Genomic DNA, 24,034 nt, shown 5'->3' on the forward strand with positions numbered 1-24,034 from the left:
GGCGTGCCCTTACTTACTTCAGGTAGGTGTGAACGACTTCGATCAATTGATCCGTCGCATCCGCATTGAGCGCGCCGGGGTTCTTCTGGGGATCGACCAGATGAGTGCGGATGTGATCCTCGACCACCTCAGCCATCAGACCCGCGACACTGCCGCGGATGCCGGCGATCATATGCATAATGCGCTCGCACTCGGCCTCGTCGCCCAGAGCGCGTTCGATGGCTTCGACCTGACCGCGAATACGACGAACGCGAGCAAGCAGTTTCTTCTTCTCTCGGACGGTGTGACTCATGCGACAATATAGCCTACTCCCCTAACCTTAGCAACCTCCGCGCTCCGGATTGGCTTATCCCCCCGGGGAGGATAAGGTCCACGGATGGCAAAAGTTCATGTGCACGAAACTCATCCCAATATCGTCAAGCGACTCCGTCGCGCCGAGGGACACCTTCGCCGTGTCATCGGCATGTTCGACGAAGGTCGGTCATGCTTGGATCTGGCTCAACAGCTTCATGCCGTCGAGAAGGCCGTTGGCGAGGCGAAGAGAACGCTGATCCACGACCACGTGGACCACTGCCTCGATCTCGCCGTGAGCGGCCCCGGCAAATCGACAAGAACCGTCGTCGACGAGTTCAAGGCCATTTCCAAATATCTGTGACGGTGCCGCGCTGGCAGCACGTCGGAAGAGTATCATGATGAGTCGCTCGACAATCGTTGCGCTTGCGTTCGCGGCAGGAGCCGCGATTTTCGCGTTCACTCCGGGGCTGTCGACGATCGCCCAACGAGCGGTCGGAATAGGCCCCCAGTCGAAGAGAGCAATTTCGACGAAGCCGTCGGCACCTGAGCCGATCTCCGGCTTTCTTTCTATGAGCGATGAGCAAATCAAGCTCGCGCAGATCGATCTGGTCGATGTCGGACCGGCAGCAATCGCCAAGCGTCTCGTCGTTCCGGGTTCGGTCGTTCCCGACGCGAACCTGGTCGCGCATGTCTCAGTCAAGCTATCCGGGACGGTCGCAGAGCTGCGCAAGAATATCGGTGAAGATGTCGCAAAGGATGAAGTGGTCGCCGTCCTAGAAAGTCGCGAGGTCGCAGATGCCAAGAGCGAATACTTAGCAGCCAAGCTCACAAACGATCTGCAACAGGATTTGTCCACGCGTGACAAGACGCTTTGGGACAGCCGTGTAGGCACCGAACAGCAATACCTACGCTCACGCAACGCAGCGGCGCAAACCGAAATGCGCGTCAAGATCGCGCGGCAGAAATTACTCGCGTTGGGCCTCGGCGAAAGGGAGATCACCGCGGTGCCCGAGGCTCCAGAGGCCTCGCTTCGACGCCAGGATGTACGTTCGCCAATCTCTGGGCGGGTGGCCGAACGCAAGGTGGAGTTGGGCACAGCCGTTGGACGGGACAGTCTGGAGACCGAATTGTTCGTCGTGGTCGATCTGAGCCGCGTCTGGGTCGAATTGTCTGTCGCCTCCTCCGACCTCCCGTTGATCAAGGAAGGCCAATCGGTCAAAATTTCTGCGCGAGGTCTTGCCGACACAACCATCGGCAAGATCGTCTTCGTGAGCCCGCTGGTCGACAAGGATACGCGCACCGCGCGCGTTGTGACTGAAATCTCGAATCCCGACCAGGCCTGGCGTCCGGGATCGTTCGTCACGGCGGGGATCGTCCTTGATGAGCAGACCGTAGCTGTCGCGGTGCCAGCGACCGCAATTCAGAAGCTGGACGGCCAACCGATCGTGTTCGTCCGGACGAAAGACGGCTTCGAGAAGCGCAACGTCGTGGTCGGCGAGAGCGAGGATCAGGCCGTCGAGATCGTATCCGGTCTGACGCCCGGCGAGGCCATCGCGGCGACGAACACGTTCCCGCTTAAGGCCGAGCTTTCGAAGCTGCGGGACGAGGACTGAGCGATGATTGAACGCATCATCGATTTTTCGGTTCGGCGCCGATGGCTCGTCCTACTGATCACGCTCGCGGCGGTCGCCTCAGGTCTCTGGTCGCTAACCAAGCTTCCGATCGATGCGGTTCCAGACGTCACCAACGTCCAGGTTCAGGTCAACGCCGTGGCCCCGGCACTGACGCCCGTAGAAATCGAGAAGCAGGTCACCGTGGCTCTAGAGACGGTGCTGGCCGGCACGCCCGGTTTGGAATCGACGCGGTCCTTTTCGCGAAACGGTTTTGCCCAGATTACCGCCGTGTTCACCGATCGCACCAACATCTACTTTGCGCGCCAGCAGGTCTCAGAGCGCATCAACGAGGCCAAGGCCAATCTGCCGCCCGGCGTGGACATCAAGCTCGGGCCGATTTCGACCGGACTTGGTGAGATCTACTGGTGGGCGGTCGAATACGCCAAGCCGGGCGCAACTACGCCGGTGCGCGACGGGCAGCCGGGCTGGCAGTCCGACGGCACTTACCTGACGCCCGAAGGTGAGCGCCTGACCGACGATTTTCAGAGGACGGTGTATCTGCGCACCGTGCAGGACTGGATTATTCGCCCGCAGATGAAGACGGTCCCCGGGGTGGCCGGAGCCGACGCCATCGGTGGTTTCGTCAAGCAGTTTCAGGTGCAGCCCGACCCTTCAAAGCTGATCAGCTTTGGACTGTCGCTCAATCAAATCATCGAGGCGATTGAGGCCAACAATGTCAGCCGCGGCGCCAACTACATCGAACAAAATGGCGAAGGTTACGTCGTCCGCGCCAGTGGCCGGGTCGAAAACATCGAAGACATCTCGCAAATCGTCGTGGCCACGCGGGCCGGCGTCCCGATCCGCGTCAAAGATGTCGCCGAGGTCGTGATCGGAAAGGAGTTGCGGACCGGCAGCGCAAGCGTCAACGGCCGAGAGGTCGTTCTAGGAACGGCTCTCATGCTGATCGGAGGCAACAGCCGTACGGTCGCAGCGGCGGCGGATGCGAAGATCAAAGAAATCAGCCGCACGCTTCCGCCCGGCATCTATGCCCATACCGTGCTTAACCGGACGCAATTGGTCGATGCCACGATCGAGACCGTAGCCACCAATCTTGCGGAAGGTGCCCTGCTCGTCATTGTCGTGCTCTTCCTCCTGTTGGGCAACCTGCGGGCCGCAATGGTGACTGCATGCGTCATCCCAGTCACCATGATGCTGACTGCAACTGGCATGCTGCAGGGCAAGATAAGCGCCAATCTCATGAGCCTGGGCGCCTTGGATTTCGGGCTGATCGTGGACGGCGCCGTGATCATCGCAGAAAACAGTCTCCGTCATCTCGCTGAACGTCAGCGTGAGTTGGGGCGAGCGCTCGGGCTGGACGAACGGCTCCAGACCATCAAGGAATCTGCCATCGAAATGATCCGGCCGACTGTCTACGGCCAACTCATCATCATCCTCGTCTATGTGCCATTGCTGACGTTCACTGGCGTCGAAGGCAAGACGTTCGAGCCGATGGCGCTGACGGTCATCATCGCACTCCTTGCGGCTTTCGTTGTCTCGTTGACGTTCGTCCCAGCCATGATTGCACTGACCGTCACCAAACCCGTTAACGAGCAGGAAAATGCCATCATCCGCAAGCTGAAAGCCGGCTATGCGCCGCTGTTGACGCGAGTGATCGCGTCGCCGCTACCGGCGGTCGCCGTCGCTGCAGTGCTGTTCATCGCTGCGGGTTTGCTGTTCACCCGACTAGGGCAGGAGTTCACGCCAACGCTGGACGAAAAGAACATCGTGATGGAGGTCAAGCGCATCCCGAGTACGTCGATAACCCAATCGCAGGCGATGCAACTCCAGATCGAGAGTCTCGTTAGCAAGTTTCCTCAAGTGGCATTCGTATTCTCCCGCACCGGAACGCCGGACCTCGCCGCCGACCCGATGCCGCCGAACGCGTCCGACACCTATATTATCGTCAAGCCGCAGGCCGAGTGGCCCGATCCATCGATGACGAAGGACGACCTTATCAAGCAGATCGAAGCGGAAGCCTCCAAACTGCCGGGCAACAAACTCGGCTTCTCCCAGCCCATCGAAATGCGGTTTAATGAACTGATCGCCGGCGTACGCGAGGATCTAGCGGTGAAGGTATTCGGCGATGATTTCGAGCAAATGCAGCGGACCGCTGGCAGCATCGCAAATGTGCTGCGGCGCATTGACGGTGCTCAGAACGTGAAGGTGGAAGAGACCGCCGGTCTTCCTTTCCTGGAGATAAAGATAGACAAGGCTGAAATCGCACGCCGCGGCCTTAGCCTGCTCGCAATCCAGGACGTGATCGAGGCCGCGGTCGGCGGCCGGGTTGCTGGACTGGTCTTCGAGGGCGATCGGCGTTTCCAGATCGTCGTTAGACTGAACGACGATCTGCGCAACGACATCGCAGCACTCGAAAATTTGCCGGTTCAATTACCGCGCCTAACCGCGAACGCTGCAATGGCGTCTGTCCCTCTTCGCACTCTGGCGACGTTCAAGCAAACCGAGGGTGCCAACCAGATCAGCCGCGAGAACGGCAAGCGGCGTGTCGTCGCGACAGCTGAAGTCCGTGGGCGGGATATCGGATCGTTGGTTGCCGAGGCGCAGGCAGCAGTTGGAGAGAAGGTCAAACTAGCTCCGGGGACTTGGCTCTCCTGGGGCGGGCAGTTCGAGAATTTCTCCGTCGCTCGGCAGCGTCTGATGTTCGTGGTCCCCGGCTGTTTTCTCCTGATCTTCCTGCTGCTGTTTAGTGCCCTCGGTTCCGCACGCGACGCGCTTCTTGTCTTTAGCGCGGTGCCCCTCGCGCTTACCGGCGGCGTTGCCGCACTGTGGCTGCGCGGAATGCCATTCTCGATCTCGGCTGCTGTCGGCTTCATTGCGCTGTCCGGCGTCGCGGTGCTGAACGGATTGGTGATGATCACCCAGATACGGAAAATGATTTCGGAAGGTGTGGACACAGGCGCGGCCATCAGCCAAGGGGCACTGACGCGGTTTCGTCCGGTCATAATGACTGCGCTGGTCGCCTCACTCGGCTTCGTTCCGATGGCACTTGCGACGGGTACCGGGGCGGAGGTGCAGAGGCCGTTGGCCACCGTGGTGATCGGCGGTCTGTTGAGCGCAACGCTACTTACCCTGCTCGTTTTGCCGGCGCTTTATTCTTACTTCGTGCCGTTTGAAAATCAGGCAAAACCCGACCGCGCGTTCGTTCCGAGCCGGGTCGCTGAGTAGAGGTGGTCTTGAGTGGCAGACATAGAGAGCAATGTTATGGCACGCGGAATTCCAAGTATTGGATATCAACGTGGCGTCTTGAAGTTCACGCCAATGCCATTTTCCTTTTTGTAGGCATCAGCCCATTTCGCAAGAATTGGGTTACACGAAGGTCGAACTGGGCCCCGAGATGTCGGTCGCGAATGCTGGGACCGCCGAAGCAACGGCGAAACCGACAGCACTAGAACCTTTGTGAATTTCACTGGCCCTCTCCTGTTTGAGCGAGGCGCAGGTGACACCATCGGGCATCCCTTCGGGATTGGCCAATTGCGCTTCTATGCCGTTAGAAATACCGACATATTATGTCATAAGGTCGAATTGCGCATTTAAATCGGTTAGTCTCGACTTATTGAAGTTCGCCTCGGAGGCGGGGCGAACCGACAAATCAGGATGAACCACAGATGGGAGATTTTGGACCGAGATGAACCGTGGTGAACCAAATGGTCTTAGAATCCAGCCGCAGACATACTGGAAATGACGCATCGTCAGTATTCTGAAAATAAAAAATCATAAATTATGAAAACTGACGTGCTTAATTCTCAGGGCAGAATGATGATTTGGCGCTTCGATGTCTAATTAGGTATATGATTTAACATTTCTTTTATCGACGACAGAGCCTCTGTACCCCTTGGGCCTTTTAAAATCCATATTATGAAAATAACGGCCTTCCTGCTTCTCGGAGCTTTTCCCCTTTGGCCCATTGTTCACGGAGAGCCCTAAGACGCAATTCGTGATCTGCGTGTTGCATAGCCACCTTTTCAAGGCCGTTACGTTCATCGATCAGCATTTTTCGATATTCGTACTGCTCTAATTCCCACCCCGAACAGGCATCCACATCGCGCTTTTCTATTGCGAAAATTACTTTCAGGTCGTTTCCGGCTTTCCTCTGAGCATCTACGTCGATAAGCCGCGAAACACCTTTTCTCTGAGACGTAATTTTATCACCTGGCACCCAACCTAAGCGATGATCGATCTGCGTACGGTTGAAAAAGGCTAGATTGGCTCGATCGGATGGGGCCAAACCAGCACATAATTGTCTTATGAGATTCAGATGGACAGCCAACGGCTGACTCTTCGGGAACAACTCGATTTGAACCGGAGTTTCTGGATTCATCGCTAAAGCGCGCCGTCTGAAGAATTTATTCAGAATCCAGTTTGAAACGTCCGTCGCACAAGGAGGGAAATGGGCAGCTATTCGAGTAATAAGCCCATCCTTCGGATCGTTCTGGTGAACATAAAGCCAATGAAGATGATCGTCTGCCGATAACTTCGCTCGGTTGACGAAATCACGAAGCTCCCTGCCAAAATCAGTCAGATGCTGCTCGGACCCGCCCTTCTTATGCGGCCGAAGATGCTCGTGGCGGATCAAAATGCGGGTATTGAGGAGCGCACCATAGGCTTGGACCATGAAGGAGGCGGAATGCCAAAGCTCCTTTGCCTCGTCCAAATTCAAGAATTTGGTTTCCGGCGTCTCCACGCTCTGCACTGAGCTTACTTTTGCTTCCCGTTTTGTCTCACGGCTATACCTTTGTCGTCGCTCTGCAGTGACTTGCCAACGATCGACAATATCGCTCGCACGCTCGTGGTCTCCGATGGATACACCACTCACCAGGTCCTCAAATTCACTGGCTTTGCGAAGGAGCGTCGTTGGCCCCATCGCGGGCTCTGGATCCCATATTTGCAGCAATTTGCGAGCAAACAGAGTGGGCTGCTCCTTTAGGCTAGACAGGCATCTGTTCAGATCCGTCGCGAACTCGGCGCGCTGCTCCAAGCTTATGCGATCTGCCCTGCTACCGATGTGCGTCCTGAAAACCGTACTCAGATAGTCTCCCACCTGCCGCACCTTGTCTGGCGCAGGCGCCGACCATTCGTCCAAAAATGCAACTTGTTGAGCAAATGGCTTTCGTTCGAAGACGAGGCTAACATATCGAGAAGGCAACTTTCGGCCAAAGAGCCTTTCTACCGATTGGAGGGTAATGCTCCCCTCGTTCATCAGGACTTCCAAATCGCGTGCTAAGTCCCGAAATGAGCCTCCGGTGTACTCAGACAGCAATTCGAGTGCTCCTGAGTCAAAAGACACTTTTTCCTCGCGGCACAAAAACGATAGGTAATCCGATTGCGCTTTGGCGGTTCGTGCGTGCAGAGGGAGCGGATAAAATAGAGCGCGTGCCTTGGCAGGAACCTGATCTTGGTCCTCGCAACAAAGGATGAAGGTCACACCTAGATAAGGTCTGGCCATCTCTTCATGCAGGATATCGAAGGCCCGCATCGACATCAGCTGTGCTTGCTCGACTAAAACGACAAGCCGTCCACTCCCGAACGATTCTAGCCGAACACTGCGATCGACGCGCTTGGCAAATTCGACATCATCTATATGGCCGTGTCTCAGCCTTTTCAGATTCGGGTGATTGCCCGTCCGCAGATATTGGCAGGATTCACATTCAGACGACCCGCATGGTCGATTATTCAACGCCGGACACAGAAGAGCAGCCGCATACGCTTCGGCCAACGATGTTTTGCCAGACCCCGCAGGTCCAAACAGAAGCACGCTTCTACCTGCATCGGCTTGCACCTGGTCGAGAAGATAAGACGAAGCTGCCTCTTGTCCAAAAACGTCACCGAACGTTTCCGGTCGGTATTTTTCCGCCAAACTCAGGGTTTTCATGATGCTTTGCTGAGGCGTGAAGAAAGGTCGCTGTTTTCCAAACGAATCAAGAGAATGACCTATATATCGCTGACTTCCACTCAGAGATTGCTGAAAACACATGACGGAAAATGCTTCAACTGAAATGCCTTCGGCTGAAGGTGAAAATACCGGGCCAGATCTCTTCCAGGACGCTCAGTCGCATATAGATCTTGGGCCCCGACTTGATCCCAGTGAGATTTTTGACTTTGAATCGATCGATTTGGTCGACCTAGAAGACCGCGCCGAAGCAAACAATTTTGGACAGTTATCGACCGATTTCATCCCGCAAGCCTCAACCGGTGTCCAACGCCCCGAATTGACTGCTCCACTAGAGGAGTCCGAAATTGCCTTCGCGCTTCCCGAGACAGAGCTCCATCAAATTGTTGCGACCTTAGATGTTTTGTTTCGCCATTTGTCCAATCAAAGCCGACGTTGCCGTCTGACGATTGGTAATCAAAAGCTTGTTTGGCATGCGAACTATGGCAATGCCTTCATCGAATATATCTCGCACGACTTCGATGGGAACATTACGCCTAGACAAGAGGCCCCTCATGTCGTTGCATTTGACTTCGCTGATTTCGTCGCAGCTGCAGCGGCAACAAAAGGTCTCGGCACGTTTCGAATTACCGGAAAAGAGAAAGATCGGTCGATCGAATTCACGTCTGAGGGTTTTAGTCGTCCCTTGGCTCTCGCCAAAGATCCGCATGACCGAAAGTTTTCATTCCCGACCGATAAGCGGCTCGCTCTGCTCGATGATGTAAAATCATCTGAGTTTGTACCCTCGGACACGCTACATTCCGCTTTAACGTTCGTGGGGAAATTAGCAACTAATCATCCTGCGGAGCAACGCTTCGAGGTCGTCGAACTGAAAAACGGTGTCTGTCGATCAATATCGTCGGCGGGTGCAGCAACCGCAGCGTCAAAATTATTTCAAGATCTCGATTTTAGCTTTCGCCCGTATTTTCTAAGGCTGATCTTGCCTGCCCTGAAGCTTAGTCCGGGCTATCGCTTCACTCATGCGAGTAATTTTTGCGTTGCTCTCTCCGATCACAAAGTTTTCGGCTTTGAGGTCATCGAAGCTGCCCTTCCTGAAACACCTAAAATGAAGGCAGATGGCATCGTGCTGCTGCCACGACAGCCATTGATAAAATGTCTTTTAGCGGCGGCGCGGACATTCGGTGAAGAAGACACTTTAATTGAGCTCGACTACGAGAAGGTTGGCTCCCGAAGACTCCATCTGCGCTGTTACGAGCGCGAAAAGCCCCAGCGCTTGATGTTGTTCGACGCCGTTTGCGCCTTTGAGGGTGAAATCAAATCTTCTTTTAAGTCTAGACTCGATTTCAAACATCTCTTCCATGCACTCAGACAATTCGAGTCGCCCAACGTGGTAATGGAAATCGTTGAAAAAAACGGGATTGGGGTGCGTTTCACAGAGAAGCTGGAGGAGATCGAATACCTCTTTCTTTGCGCTGGAGTTAAACAATGAGCACACATACAAGCGCCGATGAAACTAACGCCGAAGTTATCCTGCCGATGGAGAGCTCCTCAAACGCAGAGAGCGCGGTGTTAAGCAGTGAGAGCGTCACAGACGTAGATACATTGAGCGTGAAGGCCCTCCCGACTTCGTTTTCGAACGTGGGGTTTACTTTGCCAGCTAAACAAGCTCGAGATGCTTGGCGTGCTGTCGCAGCGGTCAAAGATCGCGACGACTTTTGTTTGTTCGTCTCAGAGGACTGCATACGGTTCAGCGCAGCAGCAAACGGAGAAAGCCTCGATGTAGAATATAAGCTTGATCCCTCTCTGAAGCCGCGTCTTGGCGCCACCCAGCTTAGTTTTGATATCGAAACGAAGGGTCTGGCGGCACTCGGGGTCATCGACACCGAGGGAGATGTAACTTTCAAATTTCCGGAAATCGATCTGGCTGTGGGCTCGACTGGCGCCTTCATCATCACGGTCGCGGATGCCTTCACCGTCAACTGGGATTACGTTCTGACAGCTGCGACGCCCGTAGGTCAGCCGCCTGATGAACGGCCTTCCGATGTTTCAGAGGAGGGGCGTCCGATTGATCCTCGTGTCCTTCGAAAAGTCATCAGCCGACTTCGTGATTTTACGGCGGAAGAAAACGTGATGGGAAGTGATTATACCGCAGTGCAGGTGGGTGGTGGAGCTGCCAGGGCAGGCATCCATGGTGCGGGATGCGAAATAATCTCCACCGAGATCAAGGACATCTCATTTTCCGTCGAACGAAAACTCGCAGGGTCAATCAATACGCTGTTGGGCATTCTAGCGCCGGAACGCACAACCCTTTGCTCAAATGAAGAAAGACAAAAGCTGACTGACGGTCAGATGACTATCAGTGTTAAGCAAGGCGAATATGTGCCGGCGTTGCCAAAACTACAGAACCCGGTTGCGCAAATTCGTTCGGACGGTTTTGTATTCGACGAAGCGCTCACGCGGATACGCGCCCAAATCAAAAATCAAAAACGGACTGATGATGTCGTTGTCGAAATGGTACTGTCGCCAGACGACCAGACACTGACGTTTGCAACCGAAGTCAATGGCGGTGTGGCCCGCGTCGCAGCGAACGTCACTGCTGGGACGGGTGATCTTACGCCCACGTCGCTTAAATTTTTCAACTACCTCTTTGAAAAACTTGACGTCGAGATTCAGACAGTTGTCGAAATTGCCGTTTTCAAAAATGCTGTTTCGTTTATCCAAGATCACGACAAAGAAAGCTATCGGACGCTCATTGCACCGCGGCGCGAAAAGCAGCCGGAGGCCCAATTCGTTCAAGTTGACGGATAAATAAAGAGCGCCTTTCTTCAGCGCGAATCATCAATCAGCGGGACCCATATATTTCGCGCCTGACATTCGCTCGGATTCGCTACTTTCCTAAGTGACACCTTGGATACAGATTCTTGGCGAGGTTTCAGAGCAATGAAAGTTGCTCTGAAATAGCCAGCCCCCGATGGGCTCCGTTTCTTCAGGCTAGCCAGGCTATGAAGAGACTGCGGATCGCAAGCCGAAGGGCATCGGCAAAAGCGTTGAGATAAACTCATTTCAACGCAGGAGTGGGCTCCGGTGTCTCCCGACCCACAGCAGTCGCGCGGTTGATGGATGTGCCGCGTGATAGCCCCGCCATAAGAAGCGGCGCGTAAAGGCCGACCGGATGACCCCGGCCTACCCGTAATAGGGTGCGCTTATCCAAATCCCGACCGACGGCGTGGCTCCACAGTTTCGGCCCCCTTAGGAAAGCAGCTTCGCCTCGCAGGCGAAGCTGTGCCTTCGGACACAGACCCCTTCCTCAAACGTCCACCAAGTTTCGGTTCAAAGAAAAACAAGCCTTGGGTTATCCGAAACCTCCACGCTGACCGCTATATCTTTCAACTGAACGAGATGAGGCTTATGCACGTCGGATCTAATTATTCACGTCTGGAGAAGCGGATCACCCAATCCCTTGAAAGTCCCGGGCTAAATCTCCGTGAGGCATCATTTCTTCAGGAGCTTTCGGAAAAGATCGGCATATACCGCGCCGACACTTTGATTTCAGACTCTGCGGCCAAATGGCTTTTTAATATTCTTAATCGAGGCGAGACATTCGCCCAAAAGAACAAACGGGCGGGGGCCCGGCCAGTTGCAGGTCGCTCTCCACGGAAGATCCCGCCGGCAGGTCTTGCTCCTATCGACCTAAAAAGTGTCGGATCGGCGGAAACTAGGCCCGAGCCATCTCCGCAAAAGCCCGTAACCTCTTCGCCACCCGATCGTGCCACTTCAACTCCACGGCCATTGCCGGACGCCGCCACCGTTATTCTCCGAAGTCTCGAGAACTCTCAAAAAAGAAGACAACGGGATTTTCGTCTGCAGGAGGAATTTAAGCGCGGCATGCGACGCTCTTAAATCCCGAGTGTCCTCGCTTATTTAAGAACTCCCTAGATTCTAATCTTAGGATTATTTACCTATTCTGGTGAATACTTGAATTTTCCAGCTTTGGAGTTATTATACTCCAAATATGGAGAGAGCTATGGGTGCTTTGCCCCACTATCCGGCTTCCCGGTACGCGCCGTCCGCCCTCGTGAACTTCTCAGAGAAATCCGAGCGCGAGAAATTGAGCCCGGCCGCGGTCAAGGCGTTCTTCAACATCATGGACAAATGGTCCGTTCGTGACGAGGACGCGCGCGCCCTTATGGGCGGCGTGTCCAACGGCCAGTTCTATGGAATGAAAAAGGATCCGGAGCGCACGCTTGACGCGGATACCCTCACGCGCGTGTCCTTTCTCATCGGCATTTTTAAAGCGCTCAACATCCTGTACTCGGAAAAACTCGCAGACGTCTGGATTCAGCGGCCGAACACCAATCCGATCTTTGGCGGCCGGACGGCTCTCAGCTACATGGTTGAAGGCGGTCTGCCGGCCATGCAAACCGTTCGTCGCCTGCTCGACGCACGACGAGGCGCCGCGTGACACCAAGGGTACAGCTTGTCCGCCAAAACGACACCCACCGCCTGATCCCGTCCAAATACAGCGCTAACGGCGACAGCGTTCTGGTCCGAATCGCGGATGACGATGATCACTTGGAAGCCATCTTCGAGCTCGACAACGCGACCAACGACCGGCTTCTTGCCGAGAACAACCGGCTTCCTGGAATAGGCATCGACGAGCTCGTCTTCGGCATTCCCTACTTCCGGATTGTGAATGCCGCTTTCTGCCATGCGCATCCGAGCGGAAGCCGATTCAACAGCCCCGACCGCGGCGCGTGGTATGCCGGCTTTGACCTTGAGACTTCCCAAGCCGAAGTCGCATTTCATAAGTCGGTGGAGCTCGCGGAGGTCGATTGGCTCACCGAAGAGATCACCTACGACGATTACCTCGCGGACTTCAGCTCCAACTTTCACGACATTCGTGGCGACGCCAAATATGTCGACTGCCTCAATCCCGACAGCTATCTCGCATCACAAGACCTTGCCGAGACACTCCTCAAAAATGAAGCCCTTGGCATTATCTACCCAAGCGTTCGGCACACTGGCGGGACTTGCCTCGCATGCTTCCGGCCCGCTTTGGTCGGAAATGTTCGAAAAGCCAAGACTTATCTCTTCGCCTGGAATGGGACTACGTCTCCGGTGATCGTAGAAATATAGAGGACTACTCCCGTTCCATCGACGACCGCCCAATCGGCTATTCTGAAGTCGTTGTAAGACTTCGCTCAAGAAGTGTGACTGCCTGCCATTCCTGTTGTCGAAACTTGTATCCCGGCAGGCTATTGCACTCGAGTGCGCGTTGCACGCCAATAAGACCAACGACGTGGTCGCAATGATCTTCATGAACGCGCATACGCCCCTTGCGAAGGGCGAGATAGAGAGCTTCGGTCGAGTCTGGCACACCGAGGATTTCTATGACCTGCGGATGTTGAAAAATGTCTAGTGACCAGCACGGCAAGTTGCCATCGCAATTTGCTGGCACCCGTGACCGTCCTTTCCGCTCATCCAGGACCGGAAGATAGTTGCGGCAAGCGGCAACAGCGATCGTCGCTGCCTCGCCATCGTCTAGTGACGGCGTGGTTGACGTTAGCGTTTGGAAAACCTCGAACTCCGTCTCCGTCAAACTGACGAGCGTTACGATTCCATTCGTGATGAGAGAATTTAGAAAACTGTACTCTCCATCCCTGCGACTCGCCTCGAGCTCTAGTTCTCCGGCTACGACGTCCGAAATGACGATGTGATTGGGGAGGGCCGAGAGAATCCGTTCGCCATACATACAAGCGTGAAGATTAATCAAAACGCTCGTGTCGAGAACCAGTGAATCTGCAACATCAATCAGGGAGCTTGAGTAACTCATCAATCTCCCTTTCTTCCAACTCTATTTGATCGATGATGCCGCGAAGCTCTACTCGGCCAACCTTGAGCAATTCCGCCAGTTGTCCTTCTGACATAAGCCCCCGCTTCCAGGCGGCATGTGCCATCAAACTTAAGCGATGAGAGATTGCTCGGTTCGCATCATTCTTCCCCAGATCGAGATTATCGGGCATTTCACCGAGAACCTCCCGAACATGCTCCTCGGTAATCCCGCCGTTGTTCTCGAACCATGCCCACGTGCCTTTTTTCGCGAGCCCTAACTCCTCCAGCCGAAGTCCGCATGCTTGGCGCGAAATATTATATTGCCGAGCTAGGAGAATGATAAGCCGTCGGGTGATTCTGCCGGTGATTTCCTTTAGCTGGCGGAAGCTTTCCGAAAAGCTCTCAGCCGGCGTTAAGAATGCCCGGCCGAAAGCGTTGGCATAGCGCTCATCCCGTGACAGAAATTTCTCATCCACTTCCAATACTTCAGGAGTCTGGCGAGTGCCGTAGAAATGCCCAACTTCGTGAGCCGCGGATTGGATACGCCTCGGCAGTGGGTGATTGGCATTAAGCAGAATGCACGCTCCCACGCTTTCATCGTAAGTGAATAGACCTGCGACCTTTGAACCCGAAGAAAGGCGCCGCTGGTACAGCCGGATGCCGAGACCAAGTTCAATGATCGAGAAAATGTCTGGGATCGGTCCTGATCCAAGACCCAGCCAATCCCGTAATTCCTTGGCGTGCCTTTCGGCGAGAGCCACAACGTCACCCTCATTGATCCCACGTTCGGGAGGGTAATTTCGCCGACGTTGAACCCCAAGAACGTTCTCCATTTCAACGTCGGCTTTGATCAAATCGTTGAATAATTGAACGGCTTCGGCGGCATGAACGCCCTCGGCTTCTCGCAACTTACGGAAGCGAGGCATAAGATCGGTATGCACTGCTTCCCGGCGGAGAATTGAATTCACCGATACGCCGTAGTGGCGCGCGAGCATCTGGATTTCCTGGATGCGCACACGACGGACGCCCTTCTCGATGGACACCAGCGTGGGACGCGACATCCCAATGACTTGAGCTGCGTCATCCTGGCGAATCTCTGCATTTTCCCGTGCTATTCGGAGGCGGCGTCCTATTTCATGTGAGCTGAGCTCATTTAGATTGGACATAGCGTCCTCCATCCATCCAGCTTTTCAAAAAGCCTTGTTCTCCTTGTGCAGACAAAAAAGTCTGCCATTCCTGAGCATGGGTTACCAACATCGTCCTTAGTTTCTTCAGAGTGTCCTCGTAGCTTTCACCTATCGCCCGCGCGATTTGCGAGGCGTGAGCGCGAAGATCGTCATCGGGCCAATCGCTCATGTCCGCGAGATGCTGCAGGTGACGAGCACCAACGCTCCCGTACTCCACCATGATGTCTCGATCAGCCTTTTGAGGTATGACCGACAGGGCATCGCTCCCTGTGGAGACGGTAAGGTCGGATACGACATACGCGCCTGGCACCTCGTCAACGCCAGCGGCGTGCAGGCTGAGGCGTCTCAGCAAACAGGCAGCGCACAGACCGCAGTGCTTCCTATCGCCTACATTGACAACCCGGCGGCTCTGCCAACAGGAGCGAGTATCCGTTAAATGCGCTTTGGATTTCCCGTCTACACCCAGAAATGCTCGTAATGTCTGACCTTTCGTCGACCACAGGCGCGGTTGTTCAAATCGAAGCTGATAGCCCTGCAGCGACTTAATAAAGCGCTCCATCTTCCGGAAGAAAGTCGGATGGTTACGATAGTCGGCATAAATGTTATGCAGCGGCAGGAGCACTGGCCCGAGCGCACCCTGACCGCTTTCCGGAACGATGATACGTGACACGTTGGAGAGCTGTGCAGCAATTGCCGTCAGTGCAGCAAACTGAAATCCGCGCGAACGAAAACTACTCTCGTTACTGGGGCACCTCTTAACTTTGAATGGAATTTGCGTGAAGAACCTGTCGCCATTCCTTCGATTCTGGTGACTGCCAGCCACTCGAATGCATAGTGCTTCGCTCTCGTTACCACTCAGAGCGGACACCGCCCGCGAGTCCAGCCCCTCGCTGTAGGCAATGGCGAAGGTCTTAGTCTTGCCGAAGTCCAACAGCATCTGCCGCGAGCCGATTGGCGATAGGTTCTTCGCCTTTATAAAGGTAAATCGCCACGTATCCCCGGTCAGGTAGTTCAAGACGCCATGAAGGCTCTTCAATACCTCCGGCTTTTGCCAAGTTTTAAGATCTACAACAGGCAGCGTTACATTCAAGTTGCGGCGCCAACCTAGCGGACGCTTCCAGCGACGGTCAGCGAATTCAACGGCGGCACTCAGAACCAGCATATCGTAATGCAGCGACTCACATCCCTTCACGTCAAAGGTATCTAGAACCGCCGGGTCGAAGTAAATATGCTCCCCGATCTCCGCGGTCGCGGAATACTTCGAAGAGATACGAGCCGACTTCTGCCCCTTTTCGATGACGTGTAGATTTTTGTTGGACATTGATGGTTTTTTCGGGTTAGCGCTCACTATTCAGGCCCTTCATCCACGCCGTCTTTTTTCTGAACAGCTTGCTTAAAAGCTCGCTTATTACCGGTGACCAAAGCGTCGCACAGATCGCTGGACTTGATGGCACTGAACGTCTCTCGATTGCGGTCGATTCCCGTCTGGTAATCTTCGCGGCTCATATCGCCGAGTTCGCGAGCGCGTATGCATTCCTCATCGATTCGGTTCTTAGTGGTGCCGATCCACTCTCTTGCCGTGCTCTCGAGCGCTTTATCGAGCGCGTTCTCAGGAGAGACTTGATCTCCGAAGTTGGCAATCAAATGCCGTTGCAAAGCGTCAGCTAAAGTCGCCGTCGAATGATTTTCAAAAATCGTTTCGAGCGCCGGGATGGGATCAAGATCCATTTGGCGACGCTCAAGGTGCGCCTTGAGCTCTCTCAGAAGAGGATTGAACGTCTCCATCTCCGCATCGCCAATCATGCTAAGGCATGCTTGCGCTACGCGCTCTTCCTGGCTCGCAGCGTCGCTAACCAGTTGCTGGCCATAGCGCTTCCAGCAGCTAGGTAGCTTCGCGTTTCTGAACGGTCCATCGGTCATGACGCCCCTCCAATGTCTGGAGATAAATATATAAATCTGACAAAGTCAATATCTAATATAAATAATCTGACATTAACTGCGAAGCCAGAACCTGGCGCCTACATCGACCGGATCCGTTTAGGGTGGCTTTGGCAATACCTCGGCCCAAAGGCGATGGAGCCTATCGAGCAACTTATTCGGCTGCAGGATACTCGTTAACGCACACTGTCTATTTCGATCGGTCTTCGCTGAATCTCCGGCGTCAATAACCCGGAGACCAAAATGTCGACCAAGACTTCATCCTCTGAACGATCATCTCGCAAAGGGGCGCCACCGCCTCTTCTTCGCACGCCCTTCGTCAGCGACACCGTGGCCAAACACTACGACTCGCATTGCATGATCGATTCGCGCTTCCGTCGGGCAGCGCGCCTTCTCCAGATCCTCTGGATGCGCGATCAAAGCATTCCTAACGCGGCAGAAGAAGAACGTGGCGCCCACCTCGGCTCTTATCTGCGCGCCGATGCCGCCGAGGATGGCCTTAACTTCATCTCACCTCAGGTTCATCTGCTCGCGCTTCGTGAGCTTCTGCTTCGTGAGGAAGATGCCGCGATCGACGAAGACCGCCTGATCACCAACACCCTGAGTTCGATGCCGCTGGTATTCAACGCGTTCGGCCCACTCGCACTCGACACGAAGCTTGCGACGTCCGTGTTCCGCCAGTTGCTGCCCGACTTCGTTCATTCGGTCGAGGGGATCGCCTTCGAACATTCTCCTGGCCGCCGTGACGAGCGCTTTCTAGCCGACCGCTCCGCGTTCGACGTTGCCATTTACGTCGTAACGCCCGAAGGCGAGCTCGGGATCGTGTACTGCGAGGTCAAGTATAGCGAGGATATGGCTGGGCCATGCGCTCGTTGGCGAGATCGCTACGACGAAGCTCTGCAAGAAGTCGCGCTCTATAAAAATCCCGACAGCGCGATGCTTCGTACACCGCCGATCGAACAGTTGATGCGCGAGCACATGCTCGCTCAACTTGCGGTCGACCACCGTATCACACCTCGCGCCATGTTCATCGCGATCGGGCCGCGCTTGAATCGTCGTGCACAGGCGGCGTTCCGCGTCTACGAAAAGGAACTGCTGCCCGTCGACGACAGTGACTCAACCCGGGTTCGTTTCCAGCATTTTACGTTGGAAGCTTTCATCGACGCCATCGATGTTGCCGGCGATCAAGAGATCGCTGACAAGCTCTGGACGCGTTACTGCGACTTCCGGCGAGTTTACGATGCCGCGATGGCTGTCATCGCTCCCAGAGCGGATGACTCTTCAAATTCGATCTCAGCCAGTGAAAACATTCCGGCCGAAAGCGGAAGGCAAAAGGCTTCTCCTCGGGGCAAGCGCTCGACGCGCCGGACTCCCACGGCCCAGAATTCGGAGCCGATGGAGGCTGCCCATGGCTGAGAGGGACCTTCTTTCAGTGGAAGATCGCGTTCGCCTTCTGGTGAACGCGCTGGCCGACGAAAAAGACCACGAGCCGGTTCTGAAACTCTTTACGCCGGATGGCAAGGCGACTTGGCTTCTCACCGAGTCCGACCCTGACGATCCCGATCGTTTATTCGGGTTGTGCGACCTTGGTCTTGGCTCGCCAGAGATCGGTTACGTTTCTCTGGCCGAGCTCACCGCTCTTCGCGGGTTGCTCGGGCTACCGATCGAACGTGATCTGCACTTCATCGCCGACAAACCGCTTTCCGCTTACGCTGAAGAGGCAAGGCTTAAGGGTCGGATCAGCGCCTAAAGACAAATCGGCGGTGGCCTTCCAAGGCTGCCGCCATTTTCTCTGATTCGGGAGTGACCAATGCCGTTGTTTCGGAATTTCTACACCTGCTACCGGTGCGACTACGACTGGCAGGATACCTGGTCGGCGACCTGTGACGACGACTGTCCGCATTGCGGAGCTCGGCACGTGTCGCCGACAAAGAGTGAGAATGCTCAGCCTAACCTCGAAGTGGAATAATCACTTCTTTTTCCGGCCTTTCCGAAGAGTGGACGGCGGCTTTTCTCCTTGCTTAGGCACGGTAAGCATCTCGGAGACGGCAACGTCCAGCGCGCCAGCTAGTCGATCCAATGTCTCAACCGTGGGATTTTCTACGCCGCGCTCAATCCGCCCGACGTAAGAGCGGTCCACGCCGGCGTCTACCGCCAATGCCTCTTGAGAGATGGCACATTTCACGCGGAGACGTCTGAGATTCCAAGCCACGAGAGCCGTTGCCTTCATGGACCCAACAAACGGCTTGGCGGTCCATAAAAACACGCACTATAATGTCCCTATTTCTTGATTTCTGGTCCGAGGCCGCAATATCGGCCCCGCTCCAGTGAATTCCCGTCGCGGACATCCGCGTCGATCCATTAGAAAATTTGGGGGTTAAAGTGAGCGATACGATGCAGGGGGCCGGAACGGCTGTCGGAGAATGGTTTTTCACGGAGAACGGCCAGCGGAAGGGCCCGGTTTCAGCGTCGGCCCTAGTCGAGTTGCTAGGGGCCGAAAAGATCAATGGCGATACGCCGGTTTGGCGAAGAGGGATGTCGGAGTGGAGTCTTTTGAGGGCCACCGATCTCGCCATTCATCTTCAAGACGCTCCCCCGCCGGTGGCATCGTCCGAGATCAACAACGGCTTGGTCTGGACGATCGCGCTGGCACCGATCCCATACACGTTTCTGGCCGCCTATCGCGACCTTCAACTCGTCCAATTCCCTTATGAAGACCACACCTTCATTAAACTGGCGACATTCCTCGTCCCGGCAGTCATCAATGCCGTGCTCTGTTTACTGGATGAACGGCAGCTAAAACGGGCCGGGTATGCCAACAATTGGCTAACCGTGTCCGGCATCCTGCTTGCGCCCGCGTATTTGTTTCTGCGGGCCAAGCGGCTGAAGCAGACGCCGTACTATGGCTTTGTATGGATCGCCCTTTTCGTGATCGGTACCATCCTGATCGGGACCGACCGGTAGCAGCGTCCCAATGTCCTGGTCTGTTGCGGCCTTCACTCATCGCGGTCTTGTTCGATCCTCCAATGAGGATGCGATGGCCATCGCCGGTCAGCTCCTGACCGGCGATATGGACCATGTTCATCATCGTCATGTCGATGGAGGCAATTGCCTTCTGATGGTCGCGGACGGGATGGGTGGCCACACCCATGGGGCGCTGGCCAGCAGGACCGTGCTCGATCATCTGATTGCGAACGCTGATGAACTACTCGAACCTGAGGGTGCCGCTGCCGCAGTCGATGCAGCCAACGCACGGCTCTATACCGTGATGGCAGAGCGCCCTGAGAGTGAGGAGATGGGAACCACCTTGGTGGGGGCCGTGCTCTTCGCCGGATCACTGCTTGTCTTCAATGTTGGCGACAGTCGCTGCTATCGGGGCCGTGAAGGTGCGCTCTGTCAACTCAGCCTGGATGATGTTGCAAACACCGCGAAGGATGCATCTGGGCATCGGCAATCGCATGCCATCACCCAATGCCTGGGTGGCGTTCCGTTCCAGTTACCGCTGAGCCCGCACATCGCGGTTCATCCGCCGTTAGCAGTCGGTGAGACCCTGCTGCTCTGCAGCGACGGCTTGGCCGACATGGTCGACGACGAAGCCATCTCTCATCTTCTGACCGACGCCGCCGGTGGCGTTACTGAAGTTGTTCGCAAGCTAGCACGAGCTGCGATGAAAGCAGGCGGTGCCGACAATCTCTCGATCATCGCGATGAGGTCCGATCTGTACTCCTCTCCGATTGCACAAAAGGACCTATGAAATGATGCTCGTTATTCGAGGGTTGCTGCCGATCGTTTTGTTACTCATGGGATGCCATCAAACTGTCCAAGCCGCACCTGCAATGAACGTTCCGGCTGCCATTCAGGTTGGCTACTATGTCCAGGTCGGCTCGCGTTCTACGTTACCGGCCCGACCACCCGTGGCCGGCGGGATGCAAGATGCCAACGCGGTTAAAGCCGTCCTGCCACTTCCCGACTACGCGCAGCGCCTTAAATCCGGCGATCTCGACCTCAATGACATCGCTCAGGCCGAACTTTACGCCTTCAATCCCGAAACGCGGAAAGAAGACAAGGTCGGCATCGAGGTCCGGATCTTGGCTGTGCTGTGCGTCTACGGTCGCGGTCAATCTAAATGGTATCACGTCAGCGATCGCGAAGCGGTCCTGCGCTGCAAGATGGCTCCTGATCGGGATGGCCAAGTCGACGTGTTGAGCTACCGGTTCGTACCGACCCACGCCTTCCCCAACAACTATTCCAGGTTTCTGTTGGGCGGGATCAGCGTGAACGGACGACCGGTCGAGGACGTAGGCGCTATCTATCGCACCGCCTTCCGCACCCTCGCCGTGATGCCAGAGCTGAAAAAGTTCATGAGCCAGGATGACGATCAATGATCCTCAGACATTTCCTGATTGGATGCGCGGCTGCGGTTGCCATTAGCTCATCGGCTCTGGCTCAAACACCTTCCGAATCCTTCCTCAAGAGCCCGATCGTGCTGTCTTATCCCTCGGGCTTTGGCGGCATGGGCTACGATGTCCAGCATCTGGCGGACGTCTGCACGCGAGCCAACGGCACGGTGAGCTGGGAAGCCGTCAACACCGACACCATCCTAACCTGCAATCGGCTGGACCCGCTCACCAACGGCCGACTTATTATCCGCTGGTTGCTACGCACAGTTCATCAAGGCGAAGAAACCGGCACAGCTGTGGTCGAAATCTCGGCCAACCAAATCGTTCTCGACCGCACTGCAATGGAGCAACTGATGTCGCGGCTCTGACCAAATCTAAATTCGCCGGGAAAGCGAACGCCTTGCGCGACTCGTCTGATAGACCCTGACCGGCGCGCGGGACCGCGGCCGGACCGCCAGTTTTGGAGAAAAGAGAAGAGGGTAAGGGCTTGCTCTTTAAATGATCCACGGCTTCACATAGATGGCCAATTCATTGAAATAAATATACTATTGATAATATTGACATTTCCATTGATTGTTGTCAGGTTTTTGTTATATTGAATGTCAGGTTTTTGCAAAGGAGGCAGCTATGGCCGCCCATACGGCAAGAAAGTCTGCACCGAAGAAAACACTGCGCGGCAAGATCGAACACCACATCGCCCGCAAGGTGAATGATGAAGTGTTTTTGACCCGCGAGTTCAAGAAGCTTGGCGGGGAGAGCCAAGTGCTGCGCGCGTTGCGCGAGATGGTGCACGAAGGCCGCCTCGTGCGGCTCGGCTACGGCATCTATGGCCGCGCGCGCCCGTCCAGCTTGAGTGGCAAGACCGTCTTGAGCAGCCGTGAGGGTTTCTTGGGTGTCGCCCAGCAGGCGCTTGATAAACTCGGCGTGGAGTGGGAGCCAACGGAGGCGCAGAGCGCCTACAATGAAGGCCGTTCCACGCAAGTCCCGGTCAACCCGGTCGTGCGCGTCAAAGGCCGTTTCTCCCGGCATTTAAGTTACCGCAACGCGGAGTTGGTTCTTGAACGGTAAACCGTCGCTCGACGACTTCGTCGACGTGCAGGATCACTTTGGCTTGCCGAGCGCAGGCCTTGTTGAGAAGGACTGGCACGTGGCGCGGGCGCTAGCCGCCATTGCCGCTGTCGACACGGGCGATCTTCGCCTTGTGTTCGGCGGCGGCACGGCCTTGAGCCGAGCGTACAAACTGACTAACCGCATGTCGGAAGACATCGATCTCAAGATTGTCAGCGACAATAAGCCCTCATCCAACACACTTCGCAAGTTCCGGCAAAGCATCACCAATGCCCTGCTTGGGGTGGGCTTCGTGTTCGATCCCGCTAACGAAGCCCATCGCCGCGTGATGTATGGCGGCGAATACACGAAATATATGTTGCCCTATGAAGCGGTAGCGCAAGGCGCTGGGTTGCGCCCCGGCGTGCAGATCGAGTTTTCCGTCTGGCCCCTGCGCCGGCCTGCGATCGATAAGCCGATTGCGTCTTTCTATGCCGAGGCGAAGGGGCTTGACCCCGAGGTCGCCTCGATTCCGTGCTCGTCCGTACTGGAGACGGCTGCGGAAAAGCTCACGGGCCTCACATGGCGTGCGGGCTCGGAGCTTGCTGGATTGCGCAAGGATCGCGATCCGACCTTGGTGCGGCACATCTATGATTTGCACATGACGCGCGAGGCCTATGACGCCAAGGAAGTCGCCACGCTCGCACGCGAGGTGATGAAGGACGACGCCGCAACGCGCGGCAAGAGTTTTCCGGCCTATCGGAAAGACCCGTTGGCCGAGACGCTCCGCGCCATCGAAGGCATCCCGAAAGATAAGGTTTTTATCGACGGCTACGCCACCTTCCAGCGCGACATGGTCTATGGCGACAAACCGGACTTCGCCACAGCAATGATATCGCTCGACGCACTCGCGGATCATCTCAAGAAGCTATAGCCCGCGATGAGCACTGTTCCTTTCACACGTCCAACCATCGTCGCCGCGGTCGCGCTTCTCGGGAAGTCGGGACAAGCGCATTTCAATGACCTCGCCCTCCGGCTAGGCCTCGAAAATGAAATCCCCTTCGACATGGGATTGGCCGTGGCCAAGAAGGCAAACCTTCTCGGGCGGGAAGTATTGCAGCGGTCTCACGATACGATCGATACACTGGAGGGCAGCATGTCTCTGGCGGAGGCTGTTGTCCGGGAGGCCGTCAAACAAATACGACGGGAGCTAGCGCAAGAATCCGAGATCGCACTTGCTCGGGGATTGGCTAGAGATGGCTATGTGGTTTCGTTTGACGAAGATAATCATCCCCACTTGCGTGCCGCTCTCCCCGACGAACTCGGCCTGCCAGCGGTGGATGACGAGCTGCATACGCTTTTGAGGCATTTCGGTTTCGTTAAGCCGCTTGGCCATCTCGATCAGGGGATCGAAGCCCATGCGCGGGGCGATTGGGCGGCGGCGAACGCACAGTTCCGTACCTTTCTCGAAGGCCTGCTCGACGATATCGCGCGGCACATCGAAGGGCCGCAAAAAACTGTAGCGCTGACCTCGGAGAACCGCCGCCAGTTACTTCGGCAGATCGGCTTTCTGGCCGAGGACCGCAACGAAATAAACGCGGACGGAAGGGGTTACATCAACGGCCTGTTCAAGATGCTGCACACGGATGGCTCGCACCCAGGCCTTTCGGATGAGGATCACAGCACTTTCCGCCTTCATTTGGTGCTGGTGACGGGTCGCACTTTTTTGCGCCGCCTTTACTATCAGAAATAAGGAGC

At 55.6% G+C, this 24,034-nt stretch carries 23 protein-coding genes; 16 read left to right on the forward strand and 7 right to left on the reverse strand.

The window, feature by feature from the left end:
• Positions 1-13: 13 nt before the first annotated feature.
• Positions 14-292, reverse strand: coding sequence for a metal/formaldehyde-sensitive transcriptional repressor (locus tag AFIC_RS00525; RefSeq protein WP_275247253.1), 279 nt, complete (start codon positions 290-292; stop codon positions 14-16).
• Between the two features lie 84 nt (positions 293-376).
• Between AFIC_RS00525 and AFIC_RS00530 the strand changes: the two genes are divergently transcribed.
• Genes AFIC_RS00530 through AFIC_RS00540 form a run of 3 tightly spaced genes read left to right on the forward strand, consistent with a single transcriptional unit; the run spans position 377 to position 5,150 of the window.
• Complete coding sequence (locus AFIC_RS00530; RefSeq protein WP_275247254.1) at positions 377-655, forward strand: metal-sensing transcriptional repressor; 279 nt, start codon at positions 377-379, stop codon at positions 653-655.
• 34 nt (positions 656-689) lie between these two features.
• Positions 690-1,907, forward strand: a complete 1,218-nt coding sequence (locus tag AFIC_RS00535) for an efflux RND transporter periplasmic adaptor subunit (RefSeq protein ID WP_275247255.1) — start codon at positions 690-692, stop codon at positions 1,905-1,907.
• A gap of 3 nt (positions 1,908-1,910) precedes the next feature.
• Positions 1,911-5,150: an efflux RND transporter permease subunit gene (locus tag AFIC_RS00540; protein WP_275247256.1), complete on the forward strand. Its 3,240-nt coding sequence runs from the start codon at positions 1,911-1,913 to the stop codon at positions 5,148-5,150.
• 688 nt (positions 5,151-5,838) lie between these two features.
• Here AFIC_RS00540 and AFIC_RS00545 read toward each other — a convergent pair.
• Complete coding sequence (locus tag AFIC_RS00545; RefSeq protein ID WP_275247257.1) at positions 5,839-7,854, reverse strand: hypothetical protein; 2,016 nt, start codon at positions 7,852-7,854, stop codon at positions 5,839-5,841.
• 100 nt (positions 7,855-7,954) lie between these two features.
• Between AFIC_RS00545 and AFIC_RS00550 the strand changes: the two genes are divergently transcribed.
• The 4 genes from AFIC_RS00550 (at position 7,955) to AFIC_RS00565 (ending at position 13,008) form a co-directional block, all read left to right on the forward strand.
• Entirely contained in the window at positions 7,955-9,361 is a 1,407-nt protein-coding gene (locus AFIC_RS00550; protein ID WP_275247258.1) for a hypothetical protein, read from the forward strand.
• Positions 9,358-10,680 carry a hypothetical protein gene (locus AFIC_RS00555; RefSeq protein WP_275247259.1) on the forward strand — a complete coding sequence of 441 codons (1,323 nt, stop codon included), beginning with the start codon at positions 9,358-9,360 and terminating at the stop codon, positions 10,678-10,680. Before AFIC_RS00550 ends, AFIC_RS00555 begins: the two co-directional genes overlap by 4 nt.
• 1,216 nt (positions 10,681-11,896) lie before the next feature.
• Complete coding sequence (locus AFIC_RS00560) at positions 11,897-12,334, forward strand: antitoxin Xre/MbcA/ParS toxin-binding domain-containing protein (RefSeq protein WP_275247260.1); 438 nt, start codon at positions 11,897-11,899, stop codon at positions 12,332-12,334.
• Positions 12,331-13,008 (forward strand): RES family NAD+ phosphorylase, encoded by a 678-nt coding sequence (locus tag AFIC_RS00565; protein ID WP_275247261.1) that lies wholly within the window; start codon positions 12,331-12,333, stop codon positions 13,006-13,008. The genes AFIC_RS00560 and AFIC_RS00565 overlap by 4 nt, the downstream gene beginning before the upstream one ends.
• A gap of 37 nt (positions 13,009-13,045) precedes the next feature.
• Here the strand turns inward: AFIC_RS00565 and AFIC_RS00570 are convergent, their stop codons facing one another.
• The 4 genes from AFIC_RS00570 to AFIC_RS00585 are packed head-to-tail and all read right to left on the reverse strand — an operon-like array spanning position 13,046 to position 16,811.
• On the reverse strand, positions 13,046-13,705 hold the full coding sequence (locus tag AFIC_RS00570; protein ID WP_275247262.1) for a PIN domain-containing protein: 660 nt from the start codon (positions 13,703-13,705) through the stop codon (positions 13,046-13,048).
• The gene (locus AFIC_RS00575) at positions 13,680-14,870 is read right to left on the reverse strand and encodes an XRE family transcriptional regulator (RefSeq protein ID WP_275247263.1); all 1,191 of its coding nucleotides are present in this window, start codon (positions 14,868-14,870) and stop codon (positions 13,680-13,682) included. Before AFIC_RS00575 ends, AFIC_RS00570 begins: the two co-directional genes overlap by 26 nt.
• Positions 14,854-16,212, reverse strand: coding sequence for a 7-cyano-7-deazaguanine synthase (locus tag AFIC_RS00580; protein ID WP_275247264.1), 1,359 nt, complete (start codon positions 16,210-16,212; stop codon positions 14,854-14,856). Before AFIC_RS00580 ends, AFIC_RS00575 begins: the two co-directional genes overlap by 17 nt.
• A 26-nt stretch (positions 16,213-16,238) precedes the next feature.
• Positions 16,239-16,811, reverse strand: a complete 573-nt coding sequence (locus AFIC_RS00585) for a hypothetical protein (RefSeq protein ID WP_275247265.1) — start codon at positions 16,809-16,811, stop codon at positions 16,239-16,241.
• A 261-nt stretch (positions 16,812-17,072) separates the two neighbouring features.
• Between AFIC_RS00585 and AFIC_RS00590 the strand changes: the two genes are divergently transcribed.
• Entirely contained in the window at positions 17,073-18,245 is a 1,173-nt protein-coding gene (locus tag AFIC_RS00590; RefSeq protein WP_275247266.1) for a PGN_0703 family putative restriction endonuclease, read from the forward strand.
• Positions 18,238-18,579: a DUF2958 domain-containing protein gene (locus AFIC_RS00595; RefSeq protein WP_275247267.1), complete on the forward strand. Its 342-nt coding sequence runs from the start codon at positions 18,238-18,240 to the stop codon at positions 18,577-18,579. Before AFIC_RS00590 ends, AFIC_RS00595 begins: the two co-directional genes overlap by 8 nt.
• Before the next feature lie 219 nt (positions 18,580-18,798).
• On the opposite strand, the gene AFIC_RS00600 is transcribed toward AFIC_RS00595, so the two are convergent.
• Positions 18,799-19,059 (reverse strand): helix-turn-helix domain-containing protein, encoded by a 261-nt coding sequence (locus AFIC_RS00600; RefSeq protein ID WP_275247268.1) that lies wholly within the window; start codon positions 19,057-19,059, stop codon positions 18,799-18,801.
• Positions 19,060-19,211: 152 nt separating this feature from the next.
• Between AFIC_RS00600 and AFIC_RS00605 the strand changes: the two genes are divergently transcribed.
• The 7 genes from AFIC_RS00605 (at position 19,212) to AFIC_RS00635 (ending at position 24,029) form a co-directional block, all read left to right on the forward strand.
• Positions 19,212-19,793, forward strand: coding sequence for a DUF4339 domain-containing protein (locus AFIC_RS00605; protein WP_275247269.1), 582 nt, complete (start codon positions 19,212-19,214; stop codon positions 19,791-19,793).
• Between the two features lie 10 nt (positions 19,794-19,803).
• Positions 19,804-20,583 (forward strand): PP2C family protein-serine/threonine phosphatase, encoded by a 780-nt coding sequence (locus AFIC_RS00610; protein WP_275247270.1) that lies wholly within the window; start codon positions 19,804-19,806, stop codon positions 20,581-20,583.
• 1 nt (position 20,584) lies between these two features.
• Positions 20,585-21,214: a hypothetical protein gene (locus tag AFIC_RS00615; RefSeq protein ID WP_275247271.1), complete on the forward strand. Its 630-nt coding sequence runs from the start codon at positions 20,585-20,587 to the stop codon at positions 21,212-21,214.
• Positions 21,211-21,597, forward strand: a complete 387-nt coding sequence (locus AFIC_RS00620) for a hypothetical protein (RefSeq protein WP_275247272.1) — start codon at positions 21,211-21,213, stop codon at positions 21,595-21,597. Before AFIC_RS00615 ends, AFIC_RS00620 begins: the two co-directional genes overlap by 4 nt.
• A gap of 259 nt (positions 21,598-21,856) precedes the next feature.
• Positions 21,857-22,297, forward strand: coding sequence for a DUF6088 family protein (locus AFIC_RS00625; RefSeq protein ID WP_275247273.1), 441 nt, complete (start codon positions 21,857-21,859; stop codon positions 22,295-22,297).
• Positions 22,287-23,210: a nucleotidyl transferase AbiEii/AbiGii toxin family protein gene (locus tag AFIC_RS00630; protein ID WP_275247274.1), complete on the forward strand. Its 924-nt coding sequence runs from the start codon at positions 22,287-22,289 to the stop codon at positions 23,208-23,210. Before AFIC_RS00625 ends, AFIC_RS00630 begins: the two co-directional genes overlap by 11 nt.
• A gap of 6 nt (positions 23,211-23,216) precedes the next feature.
• Positions 23,217-24,029, forward strand: coding sequence for a hypothetical protein (locus AFIC_RS00635; RefSeq protein WP_275247275.1), 813 nt, complete (start codon positions 23,217-23,219; stop codon positions 24,027-24,029).
• The last annotated feature ends 5 nt before the right edge of the window (positions 24,030-24,034 follow it).

Source organism: [Pseudomonas] carboxydohydrogena (assembly GCF_029030725.1).
Classification (GTDB): Bacteria; Pseudomonadota; Alphaproteobacteria; order Rhizobiales; family Xanthobacteraceae; genus Afipia; species Afipia carboxydohydrogena.